This window comes from Thiomonas sp. FB-6 (assembly GCF_000377645.1).
Classification (GTDB): Bacteria; Pseudomonadota; Gammaproteobacteria; order Burkholderiales; family Burkholderiaceae_C; genus Thiomonas_A.
In genome coordinates this window covers 15495-30013 of record NZ_KB898509.1, presented here as the reverse complement: position 1 = coordinate 30013, position 14519 = coordinate 15495, and the positions used below count along the sequence as shown (strand labels likewise).

At 71.0% G+C, this 14519-nt stretch carries 18 protein-coding genes and 1 tRNA gene; 11 read left to right on the top strand and 8 right to left on the bottom strand.

Annotated features, from left to right (window positions below; all coding sequences use genetic code 11):
* A partial coding sequence (locus tag D466_RS0117720; protein WP_018915043.1) for a transposase occupies positions 1-225 on the top strand: 225 nt, incomplete at its 5' end.
* A 106-nt stretch (positions 226-331) separates the two neighbouring features.
* Positions 332-421, top strand: a tRNA-Leu gene (locus D466_RS0117715).
* A 328-nt stretch (positions 422-749) separates the two neighbouring features.
* On the opposite strand, the gene D466_RS0117710 is transcribed toward D466_RS0117715, so the two are convergent.
* From D466_RS0117710 to D466_RS0117695, 4 genes are all read right to left on the bottom strand, one after another.
* Positions 750-1106, bottom strand: coding sequence for a DUF4224 domain-containing protein (locus tag D466_RS0117710; protein ID WP_018915042.1), 357 nt, complete (start codon positions 1104-1106; stop codon positions 750-752).
* 36 nt (positions 1107-1142) lie between these two features.
* Complete coding sequence (locus D466_RS0117705; protein WP_018915041.1) at positions 1143-1463, bottom strand: HigA family addiction module antitoxin; 321 nt, start codon at positions 1461-1463, stop codon at positions 1143-1145.
* Positions 1464-1497: 34 nt separating this feature from the next.
* The gene (locus D466_RS0117700; RefSeq protein ID WP_018915040.1) at positions 1498-1776 is read right to left on the bottom strand and encodes a type II toxin-antitoxin system RelE/ParE family toxin; all 279 of its coding nucleotides are present in this window, start codon (positions 1774-1776) and stop codon (positions 1498-1500) included.
* Positions 1777-1846: 70 nt separating this feature from the next.
* Entirely contained in the window at positions 1847-3166 is a 1320-nt protein-coding gene (locus D466_RS0117695) for an integrase family protein (RefSeq protein ID WP_018915039.1), read from the bottom strand.
* Between the two features lie 259 nt (positions 3167-3425).
* Between D466_RS0117695 and D466_RS0117690 the strand changes: the two genes are divergently transcribed.
* The 3 genes from D466_RS0117690 (at position 3426) to D466_RS0117680 (ending at position 4944) form a co-directional block, all read left to right on the top strand.
* Positions 3426-4112, top strand: a complete 687-nt coding sequence (locus tag D466_RS0117690; protein ID WP_018915038.1) for a hypothetical protein — start codon at positions 3426-3428, stop codon at positions 4110-4112.
* A gap of 118 nt (positions 4113-4230) precedes the next feature.
* Positions 4231-4401, top strand: a complete 171-nt coding sequence (locus D466_RS23555) for a DUF1328 domain-containing protein (RefSeq protein WP_018915037.1) — start codon at positions 4231-4233, stop codon at positions 4399-4401.
* A gap of 96 nt (positions 4402-4497) precedes the next feature.
* On the top strand, positions 4498-4944 hold the full coding sequence (locus D466_RS0117680; protein WP_026285434.1) for a hemerythrin domain-containing protein: 447 nt from the start codon (positions 4498-4500) through the stop codon (positions 4942-4944).
* Between the two features lie 27 nt (positions 4945-4971).
* On the opposite strand, the gene D466_RS0117675 is transcribed toward D466_RS0117680, so the two are convergent.
* The 4 genes from D466_RS0117675 to D466_RS0117660 form a co-directional block, all read right to left on the bottom strand.
* Entirely contained in the window at positions 4972-5622 is a 651-nt protein-coding gene (locus D466_RS0117675; protein WP_018915035.1) for a 3'-5' exonuclease, read from the bottom strand.
* A 15-nt stretch (positions 5623-5637) separates the two neighbouring features.
* The gene (locus D466_RS0117670) at positions 5638-7455 is read right to left on the bottom strand and encodes a putative nucleotidyltransferase substrate binding domain-containing protein (RefSeq protein WP_026285432.1); all 1818 of its coding nucleotides are present in this window, start codon (positions 7453-7455) and stop codon (positions 5638-5640) included.
* 100 nt (positions 7456-7555) lie between these two features.
* Positions 7556-9259, bottom strand: coding sequence for a cation acetate symporter (locus D466_RS0117665; RefSeq protein WP_051083784.1), 1704 nt, complete (start codon positions 9257-9259; stop codon positions 7556-7558).
* A 20-nt stretch (positions 9260-9279) separates the two neighbouring features.
* Positions 9280-9588: a DUF485 domain-containing protein gene (locus tag D466_RS0117660; protein WP_018915032.1), complete on the bottom strand. Its 309-nt coding sequence runs from the start codon at positions 9586-9588 to the stop codon at positions 9280-9282.
* A 227-nt stretch (positions 9589-9815) separates the two neighbouring features.
* On the opposite strand from D466_RS0117660, the gene D466_RS0117655 reads away from it, so the two are divergent.
* The 6 genes from D466_RS0117655 (at position 9816) to D466_RS0117630 (ending at position 14493) form a co-directional block, all read left to right on the top strand.
* On the top strand, positions 9816-10802 hold the full coding sequence (locus D466_RS0117655; RefSeq protein ID WP_026285431.1) for an AI-2E family transporter: 987 nt from the start codon (positions 9816-9818) through the stop codon (positions 10800-10802).
* Between the two features lie 108 nt (positions 10803-10910).
* Complete coding sequence (locus D466_RS24200; RefSeq protein WP_018915030.1) at positions 10911-11429, top strand: hypothetical protein; 519 nt, start codon at positions 10911-10913, stop codon at positions 11427-11429.
* The gene (locus D466_RS24195; protein ID WP_196803517.1) at positions 11411-12079 is read left to right on the top strand and encodes a hypothetical protein; all 669 of its coding nucleotides are present in this window, start codon (positions 11411-11413) and stop codon (positions 12077-12079) included. Before D466_RS24200 ends, D466_RS24195 begins: the two co-directional genes overlap by 19 nt.
* Complete coding sequence (locus D466_RS0117640; protein ID WP_018915028.1) at positions 12076-12588, top strand: hypothetical protein; 513 nt, start codon at positions 12076-12078, stop codon at positions 12586-12588. The genes D466_RS24195 and D466_RS0117640 overlap by 4 nt, the downstream gene beginning before the upstream one ends.
* Positions 12585-13040, top strand: coding sequence for a type IV pilin protein (locus tag D466_RS22985; protein WP_018915027.1), 456 nt, complete (start codon positions 12585-12587; stop codon positions 13038-13040). Before D466_RS0117640 ends, D466_RS22985 begins: the two co-directional genes overlap by 4 nt.
* 43 nt (positions 13041-13083) lie before the next feature.
* Positions 13084-14493, top strand: coding sequence for a GDSL-type esterase/lipase family protein (locus D466_RS0117630; RefSeq protein WP_081630021.1), 1410 nt, complete (start codon positions 13084-13086; stop codon positions 14491-14493).
* The last annotated feature ends 26 nt before the right edge of the window (positions 14494-14519 follow it).

The window sequence follows — 14519 nt, the reverse complement described above, 5'->3', positions numbered from 1 at the left end:
CAGATCTACTCGACCAACCCGCTCGAGCGCCTGAACGCCGACATCAAGCGCCGCACCAACGTCGTGGGCATCTTCCCCAACGACGCGGCCATCACACGCCTGGTCGGCGCCATGATGCTGGAGCAGAACGACGAGTGGTCGCTGAATCGCCGGTATATGCAGCTTGAAGGCCTTCAGTCGCTCTGCGATACTGCCCCGACTCGGCTGTCCGCTGTGGCACGCTGAGTACCGTGTAGCTCAGCCTGTCCGGGCTGTGGACCTACACCACGTCGCGGGACGCGACCCCGCGCCGGGCCTGCGCTAGCATGCGCGGCTACCCGCCTGTCCCAAGGCCCGGATGGCGAAATCGGTAGACGCAGCGGACTTAAAATCCGCCGACCCTAATCAGGTCGTGGGGGTTCGATTCCCCCTCCGGGCACCAGAAATAAAGGCTCGGCGGGCGACAGCCCACCTTCGCCGCACACCCTCTACCCGCTCCATGTAATGGCTGTGGAAGGTTTCGAGCGAAATGCTTGGGGCCACGGCGGCACCGTCGGACGAGCCTGGGCATCGCCGCGAAGCCTGGCTGTCAGGTACTGCGCTGCGACGCCAGCACCTCGCGCCCGAGGTCGGTTGCCCGGATAGGCCCTGGCTGCTGCTGGGTCATCAGGCTCACCCCCAGGGGCTTGCGCCGGCAGCCATCGGGGTTCGCGCCAGGCCGCATGATGGCCGTCCGAGCCGCCTCGTCGGTGACCCGAACCCCGCCGAACCTACCGCGCGCCGCCGGCGCCCGACATGGCCTGCTGCACCAGCACGCGCGACACGATTGGCACGCCACCGCGCAGCAGGTAGGGAATGCCCAACTCGTTCAGCACCGTGCGCTGCGCGCCACCACGCTTCTTGCCGGTCAGAGAGGTACTCGCCGAGGGCCTGAGCCTCTGCGCGTCGGTTTTGGGGGCCTTCACCTTGAATCTTTCCGGCGAGACCGGGTAGCCGCGCGCCTCACTGGCGATGCGCGCGGCCTCGCACATGGCAACCCAGTTCGTGAACCCACCAGCGGCGTTGATGCGCTCGGCATTGCGGCGCTCGGCTTCAATCTGCGCCTCGCTCCAGCCCAGTTCGCGCATTGTTGCGACGGCCGCCCTCCGGGCATTTGCGCTCGGTCACGCTGCGGCATGCTCCAGTTCCGTCGGCGCGCGCTTGACCTTCGTCGGCGTCCCCGACTTGCGGGCCTGCCACAGGTCGTAGGCGGTCTGCTGCGCCAGCCAGACGTCGGCCCGGCCACCGCGGTCCACGCCCAGCCACTGCTCGATCCGCAGCGCCATCTCGGTGGAGATCGCGCCGCGCCCGTTGAGCACGCGCGACAGCGCCTGGCGACCGACGCCGAGCTGCTCGGCCGCCTCGGTGACGGTCAGGCCCAGCGCCGGCAGTACGTCGTCGCGCAGGGTGAGCCCCGGGTGGGGCGGGTTGTACATGCGGGTCATGCTCGGTGCTCCTTATTCGGTGATGCCTGCGCGTTCAGTGATAGTCCTGGTAGTCGACCAGAATGGCATCTTCGCCATCAAAGGTGAAGGTCACGCGCCAGTTGCCGTTGACCCATATCGACCAATGGTCGGCCAGATCGCCGCTGAGCTTGTGCAGCTTCCAGCCTGGCACATCCATGTCCTTGGCCGACTTGGACAGATCCAGACGGATCAACTGGCGCTGCAGCTTCGGGGCGTGCGCAGCGCTGATCCCCGCCTTGCTGCCCCCCTCGAAGAACGCCTGCAGACCCTTGTGGCGAAACGTCTTGATCATGGCGCGATTGTAGCGTGTCGCGCGACGCACGACAAATAGCCAGTTGGCAGTTTCCCAGGGTTGCACTGCATCACGCCGCCGTCCTCCCATTGATCGGCGTCACGTTATCAGCCGGCACAGTGTTGAGCAGGTCCAGCAGCCCCTGCAGTGCAGCGCGCTTCTCGCCCATGTAGTCGTGGTCGTCGTAGTGCCGGTCCTGCACGCCGCCGAGGCCGTGGCTCTGGACCTGCGCGCGGATCTGGCGGCCGATGCCCAGGGACGCCAGCGCCGTCTCGATGCCGGAGCGGAGGCGCTTGGGCTCGAAGCCCTCGATCTGGTCGCCGATCGCCTCCGACTCGATGCGGCCAAGCGCCGTAGGCGAGACGGCCTTGCCGTTGACGGTGAAGACGGTCGGTGCACCGACGAAGACCTTGAGCGCCGCCTTCGCGTCGTCTACCAAGGGCACCGCGTGGCGCCTGGCCTCGGTGCGGCGCCCCTTCGGGTCGTGCAGCACGATGTAGTCGGCGTGCACGTCCTCGCGCTGCAGGCGCAGCAGCTGTGCAATGCGCTGACCTCCGGTGAGGATGTGCAGGCGCATCAGCGCGCCTGTCGTGCCCTTCGTGGCCTGAGCGATGCGCCAGAAGGTCCGCAGCTCGTCGGCGCTCAAGGGGCGCTTGTCAGCACGGGCTGCAGTGGCGCGAATCGTGGCCAGGGGGTTGGCGGCGACGTGGAACGCCTCGAACTTTACCGGGATTTCCGGGTCGGTCGCGGCCAGCATCGCCGTGCGGAAGGCGGCATGCGCGTAGCTGCGCACCTTCCCGGGCTCACGCACCTTGCCCTGCTCGTGGAGCTTGCGCAGCCCGCTCACGAAGTCCGCCGAGGTCGCCGCATGCGTCGGCTTGGCCGCCAGACCCTCATTCGCCGCCAGGAAACGCTGCAGCGTCAGCTCGGCATCGCGGGCGTCGACCTTCTTCCGCCGCTTGAGCAGACCGACGTAGGCCGTGCACAGGGCGGCCACGGTCTTGGCCTTCAGGGACTCGGCCACGGCCTTGCGCTGGGCCTTCTCCGCGGCTTGCTCGCGCCGGTGCTCGGCCGGGTTCACGCCGCCGTCGACGAGCGCCTTCAGCCGGGCCGCCTCTTGGCGCGCGCCGCGCTGCACCTCCACGCGCTGGCCGGTTTCCCTATCCGTCGTCCAGATGGTCTCCAGCGGCCAGACGTCGGGATGGCCGATGGTGACGCGAACCGAACCACCATCGATCCAGCCCTGGAACACGTAGGCCTGGGCGCCCTTGGCCGTCACGCGCAGGCCCAGGCCCGGCTGCTTGCCATCCCAGTAGATCGCCTGGTGCTTGCCGGCGGGGCAGATGAACTCTGCCAACCTGCCCGCCGTGAAGTTCTCCCGCTTGCCCATCGCGCCCTCACCTACGCCGCCGTGTCATGGCCGTGTAATGCCATTACAGACACCTTCGGGAATACTCGGGAACGATGGAACGGCCCTCCACGCCAGCATTTCCCTGGCTCCTGCGCCTTCATGGCGCGAAATAGGAACACATCGCAACAACCCGGAATGTTGTCCGTGCCGGACTTAAAATCCGCCGGCCCGAACAGGGCCGTGGGGGTTCGATTCCCCCTCCGGGCACCAGGAGCCTGCGGGCTCGCAGCGAGGATCCATGCGACGCAAGACCCTACTTTCCTGGAGCAGCGGCAAGGACAGCGCCTGGGCGTTGCATGTGCTGAGGCAGGACCCCAACGTCGAACTGGCCGGCCTGTTCTGCACGGTGAACCAGGTCTTCGAGCGGGTCGCGATGCACGGCGTGCGCATCGAGTTGCTGCGCCAGCAGGCCGCGGCCGTCGGGCTGCCCTTGTCCCTGATCGAGATTCCCTACCCCTGCAGCAACGACGCATACGCGCGGGTCATGGACGCCTTCGTGCGGGAGGCACGCGGCCATGGCGTGGAGGCCTTCGCCTTCGGCGACCTGTTCCTGGAGGACGTGCGGCGCTACCGTGAACAGGGGCTGGAGGGCAGCGGCATCACGCCCGTTTTTCCCTTGTGGGGCCTGCCCACCGGCGACCTGGCCGCGACCATGGTCGCCGGCGGTCTGAAGGCGGTGATCACCTGCCTCGACCCGGCACGGCTCGACCGCCGATTTGCCGGGCGCGCCTACGACGCGAGCTTCCTGGCCGAGCTTCCCGAGGGCATCGACCCTTGCGGCGAATTCGGCGAATTCCACAGCTTCGCTTTCGATGGTCCGATGTTCGAGCGCCCGGTCCGAGTGTCGGTCGGCGAAACCGTGGAGCGCGACGGATTCGTGTTCAGCGACCTGCTGCCGACGCCGCAGGCGCCCCACGGGAGATGAGAACCGCCAGCCACCCCACACCACGAAGGGACGCTCACGCGAGGAGCTCCGGTTTCGCTGCCAGGACCTTAGACTGAAACTCAACGCAGCGGAATACCAACCCCTCAAGGAGCTTTTCATGCTGAGATGGGTCGTGATCTTTCTTCTCGTGGCGCTCGTGGCCTCGGTGTTCGGGTTTTTCGGTGTCGCATCGGCCGCGGTGGGAATCGCGAAGCTGATTTTCTTCATCGCCGTGGTGGGCTTCGTGATCAGCCTGGTACTGCACCTGCTGAGCCTGCGAAGGCCCTGAGCTGAACCCTGCCCTGCCGACCCACGGCGCCCGCGGATCCGCTGCGCCGGTGCGGAGCCCTGCGCGCCGCCTTTCCCTTCCCCTTCCCCTTTCCCCATGGAGCTGCACATGCAGACCGAAACCTTTGCCTTGCTCGTCAAAGACCATGAAATGGTTAAAGGAATTATCGAGGATTTGCTCGAAACCAGTCCGTCGGCGAAGAAGACGAGGCTGGAATTGCTGAAAACCTTGAAAAAGGAATTGCTGGACCATGAGAATCTGGAGGAGCGCGTGGTCTACCCTCCGCTGGAAAGCCGCAAGGCCACCCGTGACCTCACGCTGGAGGCCTACCAGGAGCACCATGTGGTGGACCAGTTGCTCGAGGAACTCGAATCCCTGGATTTCAAGGATGAGGCTTGGAAAGCCAAACTGACGGTACTTCAGGAGAATCTTCTGCACCATGTGCAGGAAGAGGAGAAAGAACTCTTTCCCAAGGCCGAAAAGGCCCTGAGCAAGGACCAGCTGAAGACCATGGAGCAGCAGATCGCGCAGGCCAAGGCCTGATGCCCGGCCCGGTTCAGCCCGCGCGGCTCAGCGCGGGCTGCCCTGCGCACGCAGCTTCACGAAGGCCAGAGCCGCCATCTCGGCATCGTTGAAGGGATCGTGCGCGTCGCGCATGGGCAGGCCCAGGTCGCGCATCATGGTCGCCAGGCGCAGGTCGATGCGCACCTGCCCCTGGCGGGCCCATTCGGGAAGCTGGCGCAGCTTGTGCTCGTGGTACAGCGCGGAGACCTCGATGCGCGCCTGGGGCAGGCCGATGCCCAGCCAGGGGCGTAGTTCGCGTTCGATCATCGCCACGTCGAACTCCAGGTAATAGCCCACCAGGGGGCGGCTGCCGGCGAAGCGCAGCAGCCTGTCCAGCGCTTCGCGCACGGGCAGGCCCGCGGCGAGGTCGAGCCCGCGCAGGCGGTGCACGCGCGCGCTGTCGCCGGGTTCACCCCGCGGGCGCACCAGCAGGTGCAGGCGCTGGCTGCTCAGGATGCGGTCGCCGGCGATGCGCACCGCGGCGATGGCGACGATCTCGTCGCGCCGCCTGTCCAGCCCGGTGGTCTCGCAGTCCAGCGCCACCCACTCCCGCGGCGGCGCCGGCTCGAACAGGAAGCGGTAGGCGGGGTCGCGCAGGCGCCGCAGGCCCTGGCGCGTGAACCACGCTCGCTGCAGCCGCTCGGCGAGGCCCTGCACGTTACGCACGCCGGTTCAGAGCCGGTCGAGCTGGAAGCGCCGGTGCAGCGTGCCCCGGAAGCGCTTGACCACGCCGAGCGCGTCCTTCAGCAGGCTGCGTTCCAGCGAGCCCAGATGCCGCGGCTCCAGCAGGCCGGTGACCGGCTGGCGGCGCTCGATCTGGTCCAGCCCGGCGCGCAGGCGCAGCTCCATCAGCACATGCAAGGCCTGCAGCAACTCGTCGGCCTCGGCGTGCGCGAGCAGGCCCTGCGCCGCCAGCGCGGCGATGCGTTCCTCCGTGGAACTGGCCGCGATGCCGGCGGCCAGGGCCAGGCTGCGCACGCCGTGCACCAGGGCGAACATGCCCTCCTTCTTGAGGTCGATGGCCTGCTGCGCATCGCCCAGCAGCCGCGCCCACCAGGCCGTGCCGGCGCCGAAGGCGTCGACGGCCGAGGCGAAACGGGCCAGCAGGGCATCGTCGCCGGGGGCCTCGCGCAACACCAGCTCGCGCAAGCCGAGCAACAGGCGCGCATCGCCGCACACCGCGCGCGCGTCCAGGAAAATGGCCAGCTCCATCACCTGCTCGGGCCCGCGCTCGTGCAGCCAGGTGCGCAGGGCCGCGGCGAACTCCGCGGCGCTCATGCGCCAGCGCGGGTGATCCAGCATCACCCCGCCGGGACACGGGGGATAGTCGAACTCGGCGAGCGCGGCGACGAAGCGCGCGGCCAGCGCCGGCAAATCGGGCGGCGGCAGGTAGCCGTCGCGCAGCACCAGGCCGTTGTCCTGGTCGGTCTTCAGGATCTGCTCGCCGCGGCCTTCGCTGCCCATCACGAACAGGCAGCTGTTGGCCACCAGCTCGGGCGGCGCGATCAGGCTCCAGGCGCGCTGGAACAGGCGGCTGTTGAGTTCCGTGACCAGCCCGGCGATGAGCCCGATGCGTGTGCCGCCCCGATGCAGCAGCGACACCATGCGCGTGATCTTCGACGCCGCATCGGCCAACGCGTCCAGGTCCTGCGCCATGTCGATCTGCACCGTGATCAGGTAGGAATGGTTGGCCAGGAAGCTGAACAGATCCAGCGCCTCCAGCACCCCCGCGACCTCCCCGTCGCGCAGCACCACCAGCCGGTGCACGCGCCCGCGCAGCATGCGTGCCAGGGCCTCGCCGATCGGCTCCTCCGGGGTGGTGGTGAGCAGATCGAAGGTGGCGAAGCGCGCGGCCGGCAGGAGCGCGGCAGGGGTCCCGTCGAGAATGGCCCGCTGCAGGGAGGCGCGGGTGAAGATGCCCAGGCGCGCCCCGGGCTGCCCGGACTCGCGCACCAGCACGCTGGAGACATGCTCGGCCTGGAAAATGCCGGCCACCGCGACGATGTCGGTGGCGGCGTCGAGCACCCGCACCGGGCGCACGAAGGCGTCGGCCACCCGGGCCATGCCCAGCGCCTGCAGTTCGTGCCGGCCGCGCAGCTGCGCCAGCGCACCCAGCTTGTCGCTGAGCTCGGCGAACAGCAAGGCGCCGAAGGCCGCGTTGGAGGCGATCAGTTCCTTCACCGCCTCGCGCGGCAGTTCGTAGGCCAGCACCTCCTCGCGCGCCACGAAACGGCTGCTGCTGCGTCCGGCCATCAGCGCGCGCGCATCGAAACCATCCTGCGGACCGTAGCTGGCCACCAGCTGCTCGCCATCGAACTGGGCCACCACGCCCTTCATCACCACGTACAGCTGGGCGGGCACCGAGCCCACCTCGAGAATGGTGCGCCCCTGCGGGAAGTAGGCCACGTCCACCGCCGCGCGCACCCGTTCGCGCTCCTGGGGATCGAGGCAGTCGAAGGGCGAGGCCGTGAAGTCGAAGGCGTTGGGCATGGCGTAGGCGCGCGCGGGCGGCCGGGGAAGCACGCGCAGCCCGCCCCCCGGCCCGGGCGGACTCCGCGAGGCGGGCACGCGCCCGCCTCGCGGCCGTGGCTCAGTGATGCGAGGCCGTCTCGGCGCCCAGGCCGGTTTCCGAGCGCACCTGTTGCGCGGCGAAGGCCTCGCGTTCGGCCTGCGCCCCGGCGCTGCGGTCGAGCAGCGAGAACACCCAGATGCCGACGAAGGCGATGGTCATCGAGAACAGCGCCGGCGAGGCGTAGGGAAACAGCGCCGAACCCTTCGGGAAGCCCAGCGTGCCCTCCCATACGGACGGAGACACGACGGTCAGGGCCACCGAGGAGACCAGGCCGAGGAAGCCGCCGATCACCGCGCCGCGGGTGGTGCAACCCTTCCACAACACCGACAGGAACAGGACCGGGAAATTGGCCGAAGCCGCGACCGCGAAGGCCAGCGACACCATGAAGGCCACGTTCTGCTTCTGGAACACGATGCCCAGCAGCACCGCGACCAGACCCAGCACGACGGTGGTGATGCGCGAGACCTTCAGCTCCGAGGCGCTGTCGGCCTTGCCGCCGCGCATCAGCGTGGCGTAGATGTCGTGCGACACGGCCGAGGCTCCCGACAGGGTCAGCCCCGCCACCACCGCCAGGATGGTGGCGAAGGCTACCGCCGAGATGAAGCCGAAGAACACATCGCCACCCACCGCCTTGGCCACCAGCACGGCGGCCATGTTGGCGTTGCCGGCACCGCCGCGGATCACCCCCTTGGCCACGTCGGCCACGGTGGGATCGGTGAGCACCAGCGCGATGGCGCCGAAGCCGATGATGAAGATCAGCACGTAGAAGTAGCCGATCCACGTGGTGGCCCACAGCACGGACTTGCGCGCCTGGCGCGCGTCGGGCACGGTGAAGAAGCGCATCAGGATGTGCGGCAGCCCGGCGGTGCCGAACATCAGCGCCATGCCGAAGGAGATCGCGGAAATCGGATCCTTCACGAAGCCGCCCGGGTTCATCACCGCCAGCCCGGCGGCGTGCGCCTGCTCGGGACTCTTGCCGGAGGCCGCGGCCACGGCCGCTTTCACCTGCACCGCCTTGGCGAACAGCGCCTCGGGGCTGAAGCCGTACTGGGCCAGCACCATCAGCGCCATGAAGGTCACGCCGGCCAGCAGCAGGCAGGCCTTGACGATCTGCACCCAGGTCGTCGCGGTCATGCCGCCGAACAGCACGTAGACCATCATCAGCACGCCCACCAGCACGACGGCCACCCAGTAGTCCAGGCCGAACAGCAGCTTGATCAACGAGCCGGCCCCGACCATCTGGGCGATCAGGTAGAAGGCCACGACGATCAGCGTGCCCGAGGCCGCGAAGGCACGGATGGGGCCCTGGCGGAAGCGGTAGCCGGCGACGTCGGCGAAGGTGAAGCGGCCGAGGTTGCGCAGACGCTCGGCCATGAGGAAGGTAATGATCGGCCAGCCCACCAGGAAGCCGATGGAGTAGATCAGCCCGTCGTAGCCGCTGGTCATCACCGCCGCGGAGATGCCCAGGAAGGAAGCCGCCGACATGTAGTCGCCGGCGATGGCCAGGCCGTTCTGGAAGCCCGTGATCCCGCCCCCGGCGGTGTAGAAATCGGCCGCCGAGCGGGTGCGCGACGCGGCCCACTTGGTGATCCACAGCGAGGCGGCGACGAACACCGCGAACATGATGATCGCGGTCACGTTGGTGCCCTGGCGCGTGGTCTCGCCGGCGGCGGGGCCGGCGGCCCAGGCGGCGCCGCATCCCAGCCAGAGGGCCGGGACCATCGAGCGTTGCAGGAACTTGTTCACTTGGACACGTCCTTGAGGATGGATTCGTTGATGGCGTCGAACTCGCGGTTCGCGCGGCGCACGTACACGGCGGTGATGACGATGGTGAACACGATCACGCCCATGCCCAGGGGCACGCCCAGCGTGGTCACGCCGGCGCCGATGGGACGGCTCAGGAGAGCCTTGTCGAAGGCGATGAGCGCGATGAAGCCGTAGTAGACGAGCAGCATCAGCAAGGTCAGGCCGATGCCCAGCGAGTTGCGCCGGCGCCGCAATTCGAGGTAGCCGGGGTGGCTCTGGATCTTTTGCACCAAGGGGTCGGTCATTTCGGGTCTCCTCCCATGTAACGAAATCTGACGGAAGTGTCCGTACGTTACCTGACCGCTCGCTTACGATTTGCTACAAATCCCCAAAAACACGCATCGGGCTTACCCCAGGTCGGCGCTGCCCTACCATGTCGGCGCGGGCCCCGAGTCCCGCACGCAGGGTCTGCCGCGCTCGCCCGCCGGCGCCCATGCGCACCATCCACGCCCGTCCACGCCATCCCCCCGCCTTGAACCGCCGCCTCGATCCCTGGTTCCTCGCCGTGCTCGCCGGCCTGGGCCTGCTGCCCTTCGTGCCTTTCGCCGTGCCCATCGTGGCGGCGCTGGCGCTGGCCGCGGCCAGCCTTCCCGTCCAACTGCGCCTGGAGCGGCGCATGCCGGGCTGGGCGGCCGCCAGCCTCGTGACGCTCGGCTGGACCCTGCTGGCGGCCCTTCCGCTGGCGGCCATGGCCGTGCTGCTGGCGCCGGCACTGCCGCGCCTGACGCAGACCCAGCTGGACATCGACGCCCTCACCCGGGCGGCGGTCAACGCGCCCTGGGTGGGCCCGCTGGCGGCCGCCCACCAGGACGCGCTGCGGCTCTGGCTGGCCGACAATCAGCCGGCGCTGCTGCTGCAGCGCCACGCGGGCGAGATCCGCATGGTCGGAGAACACGTGCTGGCGCTGCTGATGCACGCGCTGCTGAGCCTGGCCATCCTCTGGGCGGTGCTGTGGAAACGCGAGCACGTCGCGCATGGCCTGCGCAGCAGCCTGCTGCGCGTGATCTCGGCGCCGCTGGCCGCGCGCGTCGAGCACCATGGCCTGCAGGCCACGCAGGCGACCATCGTCGGCATGGTCGGGCTGGCGCTTTGGGACACCCTGCTGAGCCTGCCGATGTTCGGGCTGGCGGGCATGCCGCGCTGGTACGCCTGGAGCATCGCGGTGGGCATGCTCTCGGTGATTCCCGGAGGCACCGGGGTGGCCCTGGTGTCGGCCGCCGCGCTGCTGGCCGCGCAGGGCCACCTGCTGCCCGGGCTGGCCGTGCTCACCATCGGGCATGTGATCATGTTGTCGGGCGACGTGCTGGTCAAGCCCAAGCTGATCGGCGCCGCCGGGCATGCCCCTTTCCTGCTGGTGCTGCTGGCCATTTTCGGAGGCCTGGCGATGTTCGGCATGGTGGGGCTGATCCTCGGCCCCGTGCTCGTGCTCACCGCGCGCGCCGTGGTGTTCGAGGACTGATCCGCGCGCGCCGTGCCCGGCATCCCCGGGCGCGGCGTGGGGCCTTGCGCCGCGACGGGACCTCGAGGGGGCACAATCGGCCCCCCTCCGTCGAGTCCGAGCACCGTGATGCACCGCCCCGCCCCCGCCGTTTCGCCCCGCGCCGGCGGGCTGCGTGGGAACACGCTGGCGGAAGCCCTCGTGGCCTGCCTGGTGCTCGGCCTGGGCGTGCTGGCCTGGCTGCGCCTGCCGGGCCTGACCGCGCGGGAACTGGCCGCGGCGCGCATGCACCAGGACGCCGCCCACGCCGCTGCCGCGCTGGCCGCGGCGCTGCACGCGCAGCGCGACTACGGCGCCGGCCCGGTGGCGCAGGGGCTTCGGCGCACGCTGCTGCCCGCCCCGCCCCGCCCGGCCTCGGACTGCCTCGACGCGGACTGCACGCCGGCGCAGATGGTCGAGGCCGACCTGTACCTGTGGAGCGAGCTGGCGGCCGCGCGCCTGCCCGGGGCGCGCGCCGAACTGGATTGCCGCGCCGCCGTCGTGCAGGGCCCGGCACCGCCGGCGGCGGGCGACTGCACGCTGCGCATTCGCCTGCCCACGCAGGGCGAAGCCGATTCGGACTTGCTGCAATGGACCCTGCACCCATGAAGCGCCAGCGCGGCGCCAGCCTTGCCGGCTGCCTGCTGGGCCTGGGCCTCGGGCTGCTGGTGCTGCAGGCCCTGCTCGACGTGGTGGCCAGTGCCCACCACGCGCTGCAGGCCCAGCGCCTGGCCTTGCGCCGCCAGGAAAGCGAAGCCCTCGCGCAGCAGCTGCTGCGCGCGGTGGCCGAAGCCTCGCGCCGGGGCCAGGGCACGCAGGCGGATCCCGCCGCGGGCGCAGCCGCGCTCGCGGCGCGTCCGGGCCCCGGCGGCGAGGTCCTCGAGGCGAACTTCGTCGCCGACAGTGCGCCGGGTGCCTGCGGCGAGGCCGTCCAGCCCGAAGGCAGCGCTCACCGCTATCGCCTGGACATCGATGCCGCCGGCACCCTGCGCTGCCGCCTGGACGCACACGCGCCGCAACCCCTGGCCGACGGCCTCGGGGTCTGGGAGCTGGAATTCGTCGAGCTGCGCGGCGGCCCCTGCGCGGCGGAGACCCCCGGCTGCACGCCCCGCTTGCGCCGCGTGCGCGCGCCGCAGGTGCAGGACTGGAACCACGTGGTCCTGATGCGCGCGCGTCTGCGCGGGCCGGCCCCGCGCTCCCGCGCCGGCGCCCCGCAATCCTGGGTCGCGCTGCCGCTGGTGCAGCGCCTGGCCTCATGAAGGCCGGCGCGCGCCGCGGCCTCGGCCTGGCGCTGCCGGGCACGCTGCTGCTGCTCGTGCTGCTGGCCCTGGCCCTGGCCGCCGCGCAACGCGGCGCCGCGCTGCAATGGCGCGCGGCGCGCTGGGAAGGCACCCGCCTGCAGGCGCGCGAGGACGCCTGGGGAGCGCTGCGCGCGGCCCAGGCCTGGGTGGAGGCGCAGGGACCGAAGCTGCGGGTGCGGGACTGCAGCGCCCCGCGGGCAGCGGCCGAGGCGCGCGTGTGCGCGCAGGCAGCCGGCGCCCCGGGCGACGCCTCGTGGACCCGGCTGGACCCGGCGCTGCAGCGCTGCGCGCAAGGCTGCGCCTTCCATGTGCAGGCCCTGGACCCGGCCGGCGAGCCCGCCTCGCTGCGCCTGAGCGCGTGGGCAGGCGGCCCGGCGCAGGCAATGCTGCAGCTCGACCTGCAGCAGGCCCCTGAAGGCGGCACCGGGCCGCGCTACCGGGTGCGCGCCTGGCGGGTGTTGCGATGAAGCCGCGACCGGGCCGCGAGCGCCGCCGCCGGCCGGCGCGCGGCTGGAGCCTGCCCGAGCTGGCGCTGGCGCTGCTGGTGGCCGCGCTGCTGGCCCGCCACGCGATGTTCCCCTTCGAGCAGGCGCTGCAGCGCAGCCGGCGTGCCAGCGCCAGCGCCGCCCTGCTCGAAGTCTCGCTGCGCCAGGAACGGCATCACGCCCGCCAGGGGCGCTACGCGTCCTCGCTGGCCGAACTGGGCTGGCCGCAGGCGCAGGGCCCGGATCTGCCGTGGCCCGACGCGCGCCGGCCCTGGTACCGCCTGCACCTTCGTGCACACGATGCGGCGCCCTCCCCGGGCACGGGCTACGAAGCCGTCGCCGAGCCGGTGGGCGTGCAACGCGGCGACGCCTGCGGCAGCCTGCGCATCGACCACCTCGGCGGCCGCGGCGCGAGCCTGCCGGGCTGCTGGTGAGCGCAGCCGGGGTGCGACAATCGGCGCCGTGCCCGCGCCGCCCATGCCACGACTTCCACAACCAGCCGCCGCCCCGCCCTGGACGCGCGGGCCGGCGCAGCCCGCGCGGCGTTGGCTTGTCCTGCGGTGGCTGCCCTGCCTGAGCTGCCTCCTGGCCGCCTGGCTGAGCCTGGGGCTGCCGCGCCTGGCCTGCGCCCACGAATGGCCGTGGGTGAGCGCCTGGGAGGCCGCACCGCAGTCGATTCCGCAAGGGCCGCGGGTCCCCGCTTTCCGGAAGGCGCCGGCGCTGCGCGACCAGACCATGCGCCTGGTGCTGGTGCCGGAGTTGTCGGGCAGTTCCTTGCGCGTGCGCATCAGCAATCGCTGGGGCGACCAGCCGCTGCGTATCGGCGCGGCCGGGGTGGCTGCCGCGAGCGCGGACGGCTCGATCGAGCCCGGGCGGGCGCCGCACGGGGCACAGGGCGCGGGCGTGCCCGCCCCTGCCGCGTTGCGCTTCGCGGGCAAGCCGCAGGTCGTGATCGCGCCCCATGCCGAACGATGGAGCGACCCGCTGCCCTGGCCGGTGCGGGCGGGGCGCCCGCTGGCGATCAGCCTGTACCTGCCGCAGGCCACGGTGCCGACCACCTGGCACCGCTGGGCCGGCCGCGTGCAGTTCATCTCGGGGCCGGGCAACCACGTCGGCGACCCGCGCGGCGCAGCCTTCCCCAGGCGCATCACCTCCTACCTCTGGGTGGACCGTGTCGATGTGCTCCCGTCCCGGCCTGCCGCCGCGCTGGTGGCCATCGGCGACTCCATCACCGACGGCATGCGCTCCACGCTGAACGCGCAGCGCAGCTGGCCCGAGCAGGTGGGCACGCTGCTGCGCGCCCGGGGCGTGCAGGACCTGGCGGTGGTCGACGCGGGCATCAGCGGCGGACGCCTGCTGTCGGACTCGGCCTGCTGGGGGCCGCCGCTGCTGCAACGCTTCGATCGCGACGCGTTGTCGCTGGCCTCGGCGCGCGCGGTGGTGGTCCTGATCGGCATCAACGACATCGACTTCGCGCACACGCCGCGGCTGCGCGGGCTGGATTGCGACGCGCCGCACCTGCGCGTGGACGCGGCCATGCTGGAACAGGGCCTGGCCACCCTGGCGCGCGACGCGCACGCCCGCGGACTGCGCGCCTACGTGGGCACGCTGACCCCGGCGCACCTGGCTGGCGCGGACGAAGCCCTGCGCGGCCGGCTCAACGCGTGGATCCGCTCGCAGCGGGATTTCGACGGCGTGCTCGACTTCGACGCCGCGCTGCGCGATCCCCAGGACCCGGCGCGCATGCTGCCGCGCCTGGACAGCGGCGACCACCTGCACCCCTCGGACGCCGGCTACGCGGCGATGGCCGCGGTGGCGCTGCCGCTGGCCCTGGACGAGGCCGCGGCTCTCGGCAGCGCGGCGCCCGCGGGCGCGGCCGCGCGCTGAGGCCCGGCCCGCGCGATGCGGGGAGA

What these genes read in the sequence shown, in the direction of transcription:
- D466_RS0117630 (WP_081630021.1), top strand. Translation starts at nt 13,084, where the DNA reads ATGCCACGACTTCCACAACCAGCCGCCGCCCCGCCCTGGACGCGCGGG.
- D466_RS0117670 (WP_026285432.1), bottom strand. Translation starts at nt 7,455, where the DNA reads ATGCCCAACGCCTTCGACTTCACGGCCTCGCCCTTCGACTGCCTCGAT.
- D466_RS24200 (WP_018915030.1), top strand. Translation starts at nt 10,911, where the DNA reads ATGCACCGCCCCGCCCCCGCCGTTTCGCCCCGCGCCGGCGGGCTGCGT.
- D466_RS0117680 (WP_026285434.1), top strand. Translation starts at nt 4,498, where the DNA reads ATGGAGCTGCACATGCAGACCGAAACCTTTGCCTTGCTCGTCAAAGAC.
- D466_RS0117705 (WP_018915041.1), bottom strand. Translation starts at nt 1,463, where the DNA reads ATGACCCGCATGTACAACCCGCCCCACCCGGGGCTCACCCTGCGCGAC.
- D466_RS0117660 (WP_018915032.1), bottom strand. Translation starts at nt 9,588, where the DNA reads ATGACCGACCCCTTGGTGCAAAAGATCCAGAGCCACCCCGGCTACCTC.
- D466_RS0117700 (WP_018915040.1), bottom strand. Translation starts at nt 1,776, where the DNA reads ATGATCAAGACGTTTCGCCACAAGGGTCTGCAGGCGTTCTTCGAGGGG.
- D466_RS0117695 (WP_018915039.1), bottom strand. Translation starts at nt 3,166, where the DNA reads ATGGGCAAGCGGGAGAACTTCACGGCGGGCAGGTTGGCAGAGTTCATC.
- D466_RS0117690 (WP_018915038.1), top strand. Translation starts at nt 3,426, where the DNA reads ATGCGACGCAAGACCCTACTTTCCTGGAGCAGCGGCAAGGACAGCGCC.
- D466_RS0117665 (WP_051083784.1), bottom strand. Translation starts at nt 9,259, where the DNA reads ATGGTCCCGGCCCTCTGGCTGGGATGCGGCGCCGCCTGGGCCGCCGGC.
- D466_RS23555 (WP_018915037.1), top strand. Translation starts at nt 4,231, where the DNA reads ATGCTGAGATGGGTCGTGATCTTTCTTCTCGTGGCGCTCGTGGCCTCG.
- D466_RS22985 (WP_018915027.1), top strand. Translation starts at nt 12,585, where the DNA reads ATGAAGCCGCGACCGGGCCGCGAGCGCCGCCGCCGGCCGGCGCGCGGC.
- D466_RS24195 (WP_196803517.1), top strand. Translation starts at nt 11,411, where the DNA reads ATGGACCCTGCACCCATGAAGCGCCAGCGCGGCGCCAGCCTTGCCGGC.
- D466_RS0117710 (WP_018915042.1), bottom strand. Translation starts at nt 1,106, where the DNA reads ATGCGCGAACTGGGCTGGAGCGAGGCGCAGATTGAAGCCGAGCGCCGC.
- D466_RS0117640 (WP_018915028.1), top strand. Translation starts at nt 12,076, where the DNA reads ATGAAGGCCGGCGCGCGCCGCGGCCTCGGCCTGGCGCTGCCGGGCACG.